This window comes from Kiritimatiella glycovorans, assembly GCF_001017655.1.
Classification (GTDB): Bacteria; Verrucomicrobiota; Kiritimatiellia; order Kiritimatiellales; family Kiritimatiellaceae; genus Kiritimatiella; species Kiritimatiella glycovorans.
Map to the genome: position 1 here is coordinate 578,172 of NZ_CP010904.1, position 12,390 is coordinate 590,561.

The 12,390-nt window shown below is 61.3% G+C and carries 6 protein-coding genes, 2 tRNA genes and 3 rRNA genes; 9 read left to right on the plus strand and 2 right to left on the minus strand.

What is annotated here, in order from left to right:
* The first annotated feature begins 4 nt into the window (after nt 1-4).
* Nucleotides 5-1,531: a glycogen synthase gene (locus tag L21SP4_RS02425; protein ID WP_201774670.1), complete on the plus strand. Its 1,527-nt coding sequence runs from the start codon at nt 5-7 to the stop codon at nt 1,529-1,531.
* Complete coding sequence (locus L21SP4_RS02430) at nt 1,531-3,603, plus strand: alpha-amylase family glycosyl hydrolase (RefSeq protein ID WP_052881172.1); 2,073 nt, start codon at nt 1,531-1,533, stop codon at nt 3,601-3,603. Before L21SP4_RS02425 ends, L21SP4_RS02430 begins: the two co-directional genes overlap by 1 nt.
* Before the next feature lie 248 nt (nt 3,604-3,851).
* Here the strand turns inward: L21SP4_RS02430 and L21SP4_RS02435 are convergent, their stop codons facing one another.
* Entirely contained in the window at nt 3,852-4,292 is a 441-nt protein-coding gene (locus L21SP4_RS02435) for an ACT domain-containing protein (RefSeq protein ID WP_052882941.1), read from the minus strand.
* 158 nt (nt 4,293-4,450) lie between these two features.
* On the opposite strand from L21SP4_RS02435, the gene L21SP4_RS02440 reads away from it, so the two are divergent.
* The gene (locus L21SP4_RS02440; RefSeq protein ID WP_052881173.1) at nt 4,451-5,317 is read left to right on the plus strand and encodes a universal stress protein; all 867 of its coding nucleotides are present in this window, start codon (nt 4,451-4,453) and stop codon (nt 5,315-5,317) included.
* Nucleotides 5,318-5,339: 22 nt separating this feature from the next.
* On the opposite strand, the gene pdxA is transcribed toward L21SP4_RS02440, so the two are convergent.
* Nucleotides 5,340-6,365 carry a 4-hydroxythreonine-4-phosphate dehydrogenase PdxA gene (pdxA, locus tag L21SP4_RS02445; protein ID WP_052881174.1) on the minus strand — a complete coding sequence of 342 codons (1,026 nt, stop codon included), beginning with the start codon at nt 6,363-6,365 and terminating at the stop codon, nt 5,340-5,342.
* 65 nt (nt 6,366-6,430) lie between these two features.
* On the opposite strand from pdxA, the gene L21SP4_RS02450 reads away from it, so the two are divergent.
* The 6 genes from L21SP4_RS02450 (at nt 6,431) to rrf (ending at nt 12,272) form a co-directional block, all read left to right on the plus strand.
* Complete coding sequence (locus tag L21SP4_RS02450) at nt 6,431-6,721, plus strand: hypothetical protein (RefSeq protein WP_144413727.1); 291 nt, start codon at nt 6,431-6,433, stop codon at nt 6,719-6,721.
* 294 nt (nt 6,722-7,015) lie between these two features.
* Nucleotides 7,016-8,583 (plus strand): 16S ribosomal RNA (locus L21SP4_RS02455).
* Nucleotides 8,584-8,775: 192 nt separating this feature from the next.
* Nucleotides 8,776-8,851, plus strand: a tRNA-Ala gene (locus L21SP4_RS02460).
* A 51-nt stretch (nt 8,852-8,902) separates the two neighbouring features.
* Nucleotides 8,903-8,979: transfer RNA gene (locus L21SP4_RS02465), tRNA-Ile, on the plus strand.
* 119 nt (nt 8,980-9,098) lie between these two features.
* Nucleotides 9,099-12,067: ribosomal RNA gene (locus L21SP4_RS02470) — 23S ribosomal RNA — on the plus strand.
* Nucleotides 12,068-12,157: 90 nt separating this feature from the next.
* A 5S ribosomal RNA gene (gene rrf / locus L21SP4_RS02475) occupies nt 12,158-12,272 on the plus strand.
* Together the 16S, 23S and 5S rRNA genes with 2 tRNA genes alongside form the textbook arrangement of a ribosomal RNA operon.
* Nucleotides 12,273-12,390 lie beyond the last annotated feature (118 nt).

The window sequence follows — 12,390 nt, forward strand, 5'->3', positions numbered from 1 at the left end:
CGCCATGCCGATGAAACAGCTCAGGCGGCGCAAGAAGCCGCGCATCCTGATCATCACGCCGGAGATTACCTATCTCCCCGAAGGCATGGGAAACATGGCCAACCGCATGAGCGCCAAGGCCGGGGGAATGGCGGACGTCTCGGCTTCGCTGATCGCCGCGCTGTTCAACAAGGGCGCCGACATCCACGTCTGCCTTCCCCATTACCGGCGCATGTTCAACGTCGAAGTCGGCCGGTTGATCGCCGAGGAACTGCGCGTATACAAAAGCAAGCTGCCGACCTCGCGGATCCATCTCGCCGAGGACCGGATTTTTTACTATCGCGAAAATGTGTACCGCGGGGCGGGCGACGACACCCGGGTCGCGCTGGCGTTCCAGCGCGAGGCGCTCAACAACATCATCTCGATGGTGAAACCCGACCTGATCCACTGCAACGACTGGATGACCGGTCTGATCCCGGGCGCTGCGCGCCGGCAGAACATCCCCTGCCTGTTCACCGTGCATAACATCCATACGCAGCGCATCACGCTCGCGCAGATCGAGGACGCGGGCATCGACGCCGCGGAGTTCTGGCCCAATCTCTTCTACACGGTTCCTCCCGGCTGTTACGAGGAGACCCGCGATACCGTTCCGGTCGACCTGCTCACGAGCGGGATCTTCGGCGCCCACTTCATCAATACCGTCAGTCCGACCTTTCTCTCCGAGGTGGTGGAGGGTCGGCATGATTTCGTGCCGGAAGCGGTGCGCTACGAGATGGCCTGCAAACGCGATGCGGGCTGCGCGGCGGGGATTCTCAACGCCCCCGACCCGGTGTATGACCCGGCCGCGGATCCGATGATCGAGAAGCACTACGAAGCGCAGAGCCACGCCGAAGGCAAGCGGGAGAATAAGCTGCACTTCCAGGAGAAGGTCGGGCTCCACCGCGACAGCGGGGCCCCGCTCTTCTTCTGGCCCTCCCGGCTCGATCCCGTGCAGAAGGGCTGCCAGCTTCTGACGGATATCCTCTACGATACCGTCGCGGCCTATGCCCGGGAGGGTATGCAGATCGCCGTAGTGGCCAGCGGCGCCTACGAGCCGCACCTGCACGACATCGTCCGGTTCCACGATCTCTACGGGCGTGTGGCGGTGTGCGGGTTCGACGAAGCCCTCTCGCACCTCGGCTACGCCGCGTCCGATTTCATGCTGATCCCCTCGCTCTTCGAACCCTGCGGACTTCCGCAGATGATCAGTTCGATCTACGGGTCGCTCCCGATCGCCCACGACACCGGCGGGCTGCACGACACGGTCGTCCCGCTCGACGCGGGGGCCGGGACCGGCAACGGATTCCGCTTCGAGAACTACGATTCCGGCGGGTTGCGCTGGGCGATCGACTGTGCGATGGCGTTCTACCGGCTTCCGGAGGAGCAGCGCGCCGCCCAGGTTTCGCGCGTGATGCGCGAGAGCGGCGAGCGCTTCACCCATGCCGCGGTCGCGCGGCGCTATATCGAAATCTACGAGAAGATGCTGCAGAGACCCCTGGTGGAGCAGTTTTGATGGAGAACCCCGCAGTCCATGGAAGGGAAAGAGATCTGAAGGTGCGCACCCGGCTTCAGGACGACGCCTGGCTGCATCCCTGGCTTCCGGAACTGGAGCGCCGGGCTCATTACGCGGGCGAAGTCGAACGCCGCCTGACCGGGGGCTCGATCCCGCTCCGCGATTTCGCCTCCGGCCACGAATACTTCGGGCTGCACCGCGACGGCAAGGGGTGGGTCTTTCGCGAATGGGCGCCCAACGCCGCGGAGATCGTCCTGATCGGCACCTTCAGCGGATGGGAGGAAAGAGACGACTTCCGTCTGAACCGGCTCAACGGGCGCGGCGACTGGGAGCTGCGCCTCCCCGAAGGGGCGATCGGACACGGCGATCTCTTCCGGCTCCGGATGCGCTGGGACGGCGGGGGAGGCGACCGCATCCCCGCCTGGACGCGCCGGGTGGTACAGGATGCCGAAACCGGGATTTTCAACGCCCAGGTGTGGGCGCCCGACGAACCCTATCGCTGGAGGAACCCCCCGCCCGCGCGGCCGGATTTCCCGCTGATTTACGAGTGTCACGTCGGTATGGCCCAGGAGCGGGAAGGGGTGGGGACCTTCGACGAATTCCGGGAGCACACCCTGCCGAGGGTCGCCGCCGCCGGCTACCAGACCATCCAGCTCATGGGCGCGATGGAGCATCCGTACTACGGATCGTTCGGGTACCACGTCTCCAGTTTCTTTGCCGCCTCCTCGCGGTTCGGGACGCCGGATGAATTCAAGGCCCTGATCGACGCCGCGCACGGTCTGGGGCTGACCGTCATTATCGATCTCGTCCACTCGCACTCCGTCGCCAACGAGGTCGAGGGTCTCGCCCGCTTCGACGGGACCCCCTACCAGTATTTCCATGCCGGCGCGCGCGGCGAACACCCCGCCTGGGGTTCGCGCTGCTTCGACTACGCCAAACCCGAGGTGCTCCACTTTCTTCTCTCGAACTGCCGATTCTGGATGGACGAATACCGGGTCGACGGCTTCCGTTTCGACGGCATCACCAGCATGCTCTACCACCATCACGGTCTCGGGACCGCCTTCACCTCCTATGAACAGTATTTCGGCGGAGACGTCGACGACGACGCGCTGGCCTATCTGAGCCTCTCCAACAAGCTGATTCACGAGCTGAACCCCCATGCCGTCACGATCGCGGAGGACGTCAGCGGCATGCCCGGGCTGGCGGCCCCGCACGAGGAGTATGGTGTAGGCTTTGACTACCGGCTCGCCATGGGCGTGCCCGACCACTGGTTCAGGCTGGTCGGGAAGGTTCGCGACGAGGACTGGTCGATGGGCGGACTGTTCCATGAACTGACCAACCGCCGGCCGGAGGAGCGTACCGTCCATTACGTCGAGAGCCATGACCAAGCCATCGTCGGCGGCAAGACCATGATCTTTGCCATGATGGACGCCGCGATGTACGAGGCGATGCACGCGGAATCGACGGACCTCGCGGTCATGCGCGGCATGGCGCTGCATAAGATGGCCCGGCTCGCCACGTTCGGCTGCGCGCAGCACGCGTACATGAATTTCATCGGCAACGAATTCGGACATCCCGAATGGGTCGACTTCCCGCGCGAAGGCAACGGCTGGTCGTACCGGTATGCGCGGCGGCAGTGGTCGCTGCGCGATGATCCCGGCCTCAAGTATCACCAGCTCGGCGACTTCGACCGCGCGATGCTGGAGTTGTACAACCGCGACCGTGCATCGTTCGCGGTGAACCTGCCCGGGCTCCTGCGGGTGCACGAGGACGACAAGATCCTGTGTTTCGCGCGCGGCGCATACCGCTTCCTCTTTAATTTTCACCCCTCGAACTCTGTCGAGGACTACCCGGTGGAGACCGGGCCGGACCTCTGCCGCCCTGTGCTCGACACGGACGAGTCGCGGTTCGGGGGTCAGGGTCGCATCGCTCCGGATCAGACCTTCCGCCCGGGGGAATCCGCGGGGCCGCATGAAATCCGTGTGTACCTTCCCGCCAGGACGGCGATGGTCCTCCTGAGTTCCACATGGGGACCCCCGGGGGAATATCGTACTCGTAGTCGAATTCCTTGAATATGGAATCGCGCCCTACCCGGGAGACGCAGGCCGAACCCGTGCGTGAGGGTAGGGATTCTGCTGGACAGCAGAAGGCCGTCCGCCGTTTTCGTACTCTTACTCGTACTCGTACGCGTACTCGGCGCGCCGAAGGCGCGATCCCACTCCCCCTGTTCAAGGAATTCGAGTACGAGTACCGCTTCGCTGAGTACGAGTACGATATTCCCCCGGGTGTCCCCATATTGGACTCAGGGGCATCCCCGCGCTTATGTCTCCGCCCGGCGGTACAGTTCGACGCCGTCCAGTACGTTGAACCCGCGTTCCCGCAGGATCTCCAGGGCGCGGTCCATGTCGTCGAAGCGGAAGATCAGCACGGCCTGTCCGCCGCGTTTGAGTGTGAATGCGTACATGTATTCGACATTGACACCCTTCTCCTCGAGCGCGTCCAGGATTTCCGCCAGCCCCCCGGGCCGGTCGCTGACCTCCGTGGCCAGCACCTCGGTGACTTTCACCACGAAGCCCGCCGTTTCCAGCGCGTCGCGGGCCTTTTCCCACTCGCGGACGACCAGTCGCAGGATGCCGAACTGCTCGGTGTCGGCGAGCGAGAGGGTGATGATGTTGATGCCTTCATCCGCGAGGGTGCGGCAGGGTTGCGACACGCCGCCGGGGCGGTTTTCGATAAACACGGAGAGCTGTTTCAGATTCACGTCCTGCTCCTCGTTCAAAGGGCTTCACGGTGTACGGGGGCATCATAGTCCATGACGCCGGCCGGGACAATAGGGGAGGGCGGGGAGCGTGCCCCGGTGTTTCAGGTGCGCGGTCGATCTGGTAGGGTTGTCGCAGGATACGGGAAAGGAGAAAAGACATGAATGAAGAGGGTACGGTTCGCGCGGTGATGGCCGCACTCGACGGCTCGGACTACGGCGCCGCGGCCGGCGAGTACGCGCTGGATTTCGCGCAGCGCCTGCACGCTTCGCTTGCCGCGGTGCACGTGGTCGACCGCCGGATGCTGGAGGGTCCGTTCCTGGCCGATCTCTCGGGATCGGTGGGAGCGCTCCCGTACGGAAACGAACTGACGAATATCCGGAACATTCTCGAGGAGCGCGGGCGGACGATTCTCGAAGCCTATCGCAATCGCGCGGCCGAACGGGGGCTCGAGGCCGGGACGCGTCTCGAGGAAGGCTTGCCGGTGCGGGCCCTGCTTCGGAGCGAGGAGGACGCCGATCTGCTGGTCTTCGGGCAGCGGGGCGACCAGGCCGAGGCCAGTGCCGACCTGCCGGGGTCTACGGCCGAGCGGCTGATCCGCCGGTCCGCGCGGCCGTGCCTGGTGACGCCGCGCAGCTTCGTTTCCGTGCAGCGCATCATGACGGCCTACGACGGCAGCGGGCCTTCGCGGCATGCGCTGCAGCGGGCCGCCGATCTGGCGCGGGGGCTGGAGGCCGACATGGTGGTCGTGACGGTGGCGGAACCGGGCGGCGGCGAAGAGGAGGACGCGGCTCACGCGACGCTGCAGGAGGGCAAAACCCTGGCCGCGGAGGCCGGCGTCCATCCGCGCGGGCGTATCGCGAAGGGCGATCCGCAGACCGTGCTTCCCGAGGCCGCGGCCGGCGAGGAGTGCCAGATGCTCGCGCTGGGCGTTTCACACCACAGCTGGTTATCCGAACACCTGGTCGGGAGTCTTTCGCTGCGGATGGTCCATGAGACGCACCTTCCGGTGCTGCTGGTACGCTGAGCCGCCGCCGCATGGGCCGGCCTTATCGTCCCTCTCGGCCCTCGTCCGCGGCCAGGGCCGCCGCCAGCCGGAGCGCCGCGAACAGGCTGCCGGGATCCGCGCGGCCCTGGCGCGCGATATCGAACGCCGTGCCGTGATCGACCGACGTACGGATGAGGGGCAGTCCGAGGGTCACATTGACTCCTTCGTGGAGCGCGACCATCTTGAACGCGACGTGGCCCTGGTCGTGGTACTGGCACACCCATCCGTCATAGCGTTCCCGGTGGTGCGGCATGAACGCGGCATCCGGGGGAAGCGGGCCTTCGGCGTCGATCCCCGCGGCCTGCGCGTCGTCGATCGCCGGCGCAATGGCCTCGATCTCCTCGCGTCCGAACGCGCCCTGTTCGCCGCCGTGCGGGTTCAACCCCAGTACGGCCAGTCTCGGTCGCCGGCCGCGGATGCGGTGCAGGGCGTCATCGGTCAGCGTGATCACGCGGGCGACGCGTTCCCGGCTGCAGAGTGCGGGCACGTCCGACAGGGCGCAGTGGCAGGTGACGAAGCTCAGCGCCAGGTGTTCGCTGTAGAGCATCATGGCGTAATCCCGGGTGAACGTCTTCTTCGCGAGAATTTCCGTGTGTCCGTTTTCGTGAATGCCGGCGCGGTGGAGCGCGGCCTTGCTGAGCGGCGCGGTGGTCAGTGCGTCGAACGCCCCGCCGCGGACCGCTTCGATGGCGGCGGTCAGGGATGCGTAGGCCGCGCGGCCGCACTCGGCGTCGACCACCCCCGCGGCCGGAAGGTGATCGAGCGTGGCGCAGTCCACCGCCGTCGTGCCCTCGCCGGGCTCATCACGCAGATCCGCGGTCAATGCGAAGTAATGGTTCGGGGCGGGGAGATCCAGTTTCGCGGCGACGCCCTCGAGGACGGCGCGGTCGCCGAAGATCACCGGGCGGCAGAGGCGGCGCATCTGTTCCGAGGTCGCCGCGCGCAGGCACAGTTCCGGACCCACACCGGCCGGGTCGCCCTGGGTGAGGGCGATGCGCGGCAGGCGGCGTGGCGGGTTGCGGTTCATCTCGGAGCGGTATCATAGCGCCGCACCCGCCGCGCCGCAAGACGGGGGAGAGCATGGAGTTCACCATGAAGGACATGAAGGTTGAGGGGGCAAGGGTGAACATGATTCGCACTCGCACTCGTACTCGTACTCGTACTCGAACGCGTACTCGGCGCGCCGAAGGCGCGATCCTGTTTCCAGTCCAGGAATTCGAGTACGAGTACCGCTTCGCTGAGTACGAGTACGAGTACGATGTGACGCGCGCGGATTTCCGGTCCAGCCGCTACCCTTCCAGTCGTTTCACAAAAAAATACGAAAAACCATTTTTTCCCCTTGCGCAATTCGCGCATCCCTGTATGTTGTCCCTTCTCTTTTGAGACGGAGCGGTCGCCGCGAGGAGGCTGATTCCGCCGATCTTAATAAAAGTCTAAAAAAGCGGTTGACGCCGCACGGCCTGCAAGCTACATTGCCAGACTGCTTCAGGGCGATCCGCAGCTCTGCGAGAGGGCGGAAATCGGACTTTGAGCAAGGTTCTCTGAAAAGTGAATAAAGCTGTGATTCCATCGCTTCGAAACCGGGGCGGTGTGAATTGCGAAGACATTATTCGGATCTCATGATACTTACGAAGTCACGACCCTCATTTATTTGAGGAGGTCGGGACAGACTCTATATTTATTGAGAGTTTGATCCTGGCTCAGAACGAACGCTGGCGGCGTGGATTAGGCATGCAAGTCGAGCGGGATCGTCAGGCTTCAATCCTTCGGGAGAGAAACCTGACGTGAGAGCGGCGAACGGGTGAGTAACGCTTGAACAACCTGCCCTTCAGTCCGGAATAGCCCACCGAAAGGTGGATTAATGCCGGATGTGTTCCTCCTGCGCATGCAGGACTGTGTAAAGACGGGATTTATCCTGTCGCTGAAGGATGGGTTCGAGTCCTATCAGCTTGTTGGTGAGGTAACGGCTCACCAAGGCGATGACGGGTAGCCGGCCTGAGAGGGTGATCGGCCACACTGGGACTGAGACACTGCCCAGACTCCTACGGGAGGCTGCAGTCGAGAATCATTCGCAATGCGCGAAAGCGTGACGATGCGACGCCGCGTGGAGGACGAAGGCCCTAGGGTCGTAAACTCCTGTCAGCAGGGAACAAGGGGCACGGGCTAATACCCCGCAGCTCTTGATGGTACCTGCAGAGGAAGTCACGGCTAACTCTGTGCCAGCAGCCGCGGTAATACAGAGGTGGCTAGCGTTGTTCGGATTTACTGGGCGTAAAGGGTCCGCAGGCGGCCCCGCATGTCGGATGTGAAAGCTCACGGCTCAACCGTGGAACGGCATTCGAAACTGTGGGGCTAGAGTCCGGGAGAGGAGAGGGGAATTCTTGGTGTAGCGGTGAAATGCGTAGATATCAAGAAGAACGCCGGTGGCGAAAGCGCCTCTCTGGACCGGTACTGACGCTCATGGACGAAAGCCGGGGGAGCGAAAGGGATTAGATACCCCTGTAGTCCCGGCTGTAAACGGTGTGCACTTGTCGTGGGAGGACTACCCCCTTCCGTGACGAAGCTAACGCGTTAAGTGCACCGCCTGGGGAGTACGGCCGCAAGGCTAAAACTCAAAGGAATTGACGGGGGCCCGCACAAGCGGTGGAGCATGTGGCTTAATTCGATGCAACGCGAAGAACCTTACCTGGGTTTGACATGCAGCTGCAAGCCCCTGAAAGGGGGTCGCCTTCGAGGGTGCTGCACAGGTGCTGCATGGCTGTCGTCAGCTCGTGCCGTGAGGTGTTGGGTTAAGTCCCGCAACGAGCGCAACCCCTATGTTTAGTTGCCATCGGTTCGGCCGGGCACTCTAGACAGACTGCCTCGGTTAACGGGGAGGAAGGTGGGGATGACGTCAAGTCCGTATGGTCCTTATGCCCAGGGCTGCACACGTGCTACAATGGCCGGTCTAGTGGGATGCAATACTGCGAAGTGGAGCAAATCCTTAAAGCCGGCCCCAGTTCGGATCGGGGTCTGCAACTCGACCCCGTGAAGTCGGAATCGCTAGTAAAGGCGTATCAGCAATGGCGCCTTGAATACGTTCCCGGGCCTTGTACACACCGCCCGTCACATCATGAGAGTCGGCTGCACCCGAAGTCGCCGGTCCAACCCGTTCAGGGAGGAAGGCGCCGAAGGTGTGGCAGATAATTGGGATGAAGTCGTAACAAGGTAGCCGTAGGGGAACCTGTGGCTGGATCACCTCCTTTCTAAGGAGACCTGCCGGAGAGGAGCGCGCAAGCGCAAATCAAAGGCGGGAGGGTAGCGTCCCGCACGCGGGACGTTTCCGTCGGCGACGGCGGAAGCCGGATAATGAAACGCAATTCGCACCGTTCCGGTGGCGAAGCAGAAAATCACAGCTTTGTTCGCGGCGACGACAGGATCAGGGTTGCCGCAGCGCCGGGGGTATAGCTCAGCTGGAAGAGCGCCAGCTTTGCAAGCTGGATGTCGCCGGTTCGAGCCCGGCTACCTCCACCAACGAGCGGGAAGAGGCCGGAGACGGCGGAACAGCCCCGGCGCCTGGATTACGGGCGTGTAGCTCAGTTGGTTAGAGCGCATCCCTGATAAGGATGAGGTCGCTGGTTCGAGACCAGCCACGCCCACCACCATAACCCTGTGATCGCCAGGATTTTCTCCGGCTGAGGCCGGAGCGGTTCTTTGACAATTGCATAGACGAAAAATCGAGATTCAGCGTCTGGAAAGTGACGGCGGATATGTATATTTTTGCCAAGTTGCAAAGGGCGCATGGTGAATGCCTTGGTACCGGAAGGCGATGAAGGACGTGCTAAGCTGCGAAAAGCCTCGGGGAGCGGCAAAGACGCTCTGATCCGGGGATGTCCTAATGGGGAAACCCGGCCCTGGTAATGCGGGGTCACTGGAGTCTGAATAAAATAGGGCTTCAGGGCGATACCCGGGGAACTGAAACATCTCAGTACCCGGAGGAAAAGAAAGCGACAGCGATTCCCTAAGTAGTGGCGAGCGAACGGGGAACAGCCTAAACTCTGCTGCTTGCAGCGGAGGGTTGCGGGACCGCGATACGGAAGTTCGGAGGGATAGTTGAAGCAGATGGAAAGCTGCTCCACAGAAGGTGAAAGGCCTGTAAACGAAATCCTGACGATGCCCAGCGGTATCCCAAGTAGGACGGGACACGTGAAACCCCGTCTGAATCTAGGGGGCCCACCTCCTAAGGCTAAATACTAACCGGTAACCGATAGTGAACCAGTACCGTGAGGGAAAGGTGAAAAGAACCCCTGCTAGGGGAGTGAAATAGAACCTGAAACCATGTGCTTACAAACTGTGGTAGTCCTGCTGTAAAGCGGGATGGCCGCATGCCTTTTGCATAATGAGTCCGCGAGTTGCCGTAGGTGGCGAGGTTAAGTCATTACGTGACGGAGCCGAAGCGAAAGCGAGTGTGAACAGCGCGTCACAGTCGTCTGCGGCAGACCCGAATCCGGGTGAGCTACCCATGGCCAGGCTGAAGCCCCGGTAACACGGGGTGGAGGGCCGCACCAGTGCATGATGAAAAATGCTTGGATGAGCTGTGGGTCGGAGTGAAAGGCTTATCAAACCCGGTGATAGCTGGTTCTCCTCGAAATACCTTGAGGGATAGCCTCGGCGAATGCTCGCAACGGAGGTAGAGCACTGATTGGACTAGGGTCCTTACCCGGATACCGACGCCTGTCAAACTCCGAATGCCGTTGCAGTCACGCCGGGAGTCAGACAGTGGGGGATAAGCTTCATTGTCGAAAGGGAAACAGCCCAGACCGCCGGCTAAGGCCCCTAAAGATGGTTAAGTGCTAAAGGATGTGAGATTGCGAAGACAGCTAGGATGTTGGCTTAGAGGCAGCCATCATTTAAACAGTGCGTAATAGCTGACTAGTCGAGTGATCTTGCGCCTAAAATGATCGGGACTCAAACCATCTGCCGAAGCCGCGGACTTTCCGTTCTGCGGGAAGTGGTAGAGGAGCGTTGTATGGGCATAGAAGCGCAAGGGCAACCGAGCGTGGAGCGCATACAAGTGATTATGCGGACATGAGTAACGAAAAGACAGGTGAGAATCCTGTCCGCCGAAATTCCAAGGTTTCCTGGGGAAGGTTCGTCCGCCCAGGGTTAGTCGGCCCCTAAGCCCAGGCCGAAAGGCGTAGGCGATGGGAAACAGGTTAAATATTCCTGTACCGCCAGTACGGCATTTGAGCGATGGAGGGACGCAGAAAGCTGGACCGGCCACCGATCGGAAATGGTGGTCCAAGCCCGTAGGGGGCTCTGACAGGTAAATCCGTCGGAGCAACTCCGAGAGGCGACGGGACGGTTCACCCACGGGTGAAACGGATCGGTTGATGCTATACTGCCAAGAAAAGCTTCTAGCGAGTCGTGCCGGCGACCGTACCGCAAACCGACACAGGTAGGAAGGAAGAGTATTCCAAGGCGCGCGAGAGAAACCACGTTAAGGAATTCGGCAAATTAGCCCCGTATCTTCGGAAGAAGGGGTCCTTGCACGGGTGAAGGACTTGCTCCGTAAGCCCGAGTGAGGCGCAGTGAAAGGGTCCGGGCGACTGTTTACCAAAAACACAGCACTCTGCTAACTCGCAAGAGGATGTATAGAGTGTGACACGTGACCAATGCCAAAAGGTTAAGGAGAGAGGTTATTCCGCTTCGGCGGGAGAAGCTTCGACCTGAAGCCCTGGTGAATGTCGGCCGTAACTATAACGGTCCTAAGGTAGCGAAATTCCTTGTCGGGTAAGTTCCGACCCGCACGAATCGTGTAACGATCCGGACACTGTCTCAACGTGGATCTCGGTGAAATTGAAATTCCGGTGAAAATGCCGGATACCCGCGGTAGGACGGAAAGACCCCGTGAACCTTTACTGTAATCTGTCATTGGATTCTGATACATCATGTGTAGGATAGCCGGGAGGCTTCGAAGCTTCGTCGTCAGGCGAGGTGGAGCCGCTGGTGAAATACCGGTCTTGATGTATTGGGCTTCTAACTCCGACCCGTGAATCCGGGCGGGGGACAGTGTCAGAGGGTCAGTTTGACTGGGGCGGTTTCCTCCCAAAACGTAACGGAGGAGCGCGATGGTACCCTCAGCACGGTCAGCAATCGTGCGCAGAGCGTATAGGTAGAAGGGTGCTTGACTGCGAGACTCACAGGTCGAGCAGGTGCGAAAGCAGGCCTAAGTGATCCGGCGGTAGCTAGTGGTAGCGCCGTCGCTCATCGGACAAAAGGTACTCCGGGGATAACAGGCTGATCGCCGCCAAGAGTCCACATCGACGCGGCGGTTTGGCACCTCGATGTCGGCTCATCGCATCCTGGGGCTGGAGAAGGTCCCAAGGGTTGGGCTGTTCGCCCATTAAAGCGGTACGCGAGCTGGGTTCAGAACGTCGTGAGACAGTTTGGTCCTTATCCACCGTGGGCGCAGGAAATTTGAGGAGAGCATTCCCTAGTACGAGAGGACCGGGAATGACGCACCTCTGGTGTGCCAGTTGTCCCGCCAGGGGCACTGCTGGGTAGCTATGTGCGGAAAGGATAAGCGCTGAAGGCATCTAAGCGCCAAGCCTTCTCCAAGATAAGATTTCCCTCCCCGCTTCGGCGGGACTGAAGGCACGTTCAAGACCAGGACGTTGATAGGCTGGAGGTGGAAGTCCGGTAACGGATGAAGCTGACCAGTACTAATTAGCCGTGTGACTTGGCATTTTTTTCTATCCGACGTCATTTTCCGTCGCTGAGTCTCGTTTTTTCGTCTGTGCGATTTTCATGGTCCCTCCATGGGACCACCCTCTTTTGTCCGGTGACCAAAGCGGGGAGGAAACACCCGTTCACATTCCGAACACGGAAGTTAAGCTCCCCAGCGGCGATGGTACTGAGGAACAGACCTCGGGAGAGTAGCACGTTGCCGGGCTTTTTTTGCCCAGGCGCCGGTCGTTTTCGACCGGCGCCTTTTTTTGGTGTCGGGGGAGGAGGAATCAGAATCGGGATCGGGATTCACCACAGGTCACAGAAAATACCGGGTTCGGATG

Bases quoted from the DNA above. Each gene is read 5' to 3' on its own strand.
- L21SP4_RS02425 (WP_201774670.1), top strand. From the start codon at position 5: ATGCCGATGAAACAGCTCAGGCGGCGCAAGAAGCCGCGCATCCTGATC.
- L21SP4_RS02430 (WP_052881172.1), top strand. From the start codon at position 1,531: ATGGAGAACCCCGCAGTCCATGGAAGGGAAAGAGATCTGAAGGTGCGC.
- L21SP4_RS02440 (WP_052881173.1), top strand. From the start codon at position 4,451: ATGAATGAAGAGGGTACGGTTCGCGCGGTGATGGCCGCACTCGACGGC.
- pdxA (WP_052881174.1), bottom strand. From the start codon at position 6,365: ATGAACCGCAACCCGCCACGCCGCCTGCCGCGCATCGCCCTCACCCAG.
- L21SP4_RS02450 (WP_144413727.1), top strand. From the start codon at position 6,431: ATGAAGGACATGAAGGTTGAGGGGGCAAGGGTGAACATGATTCGCACT.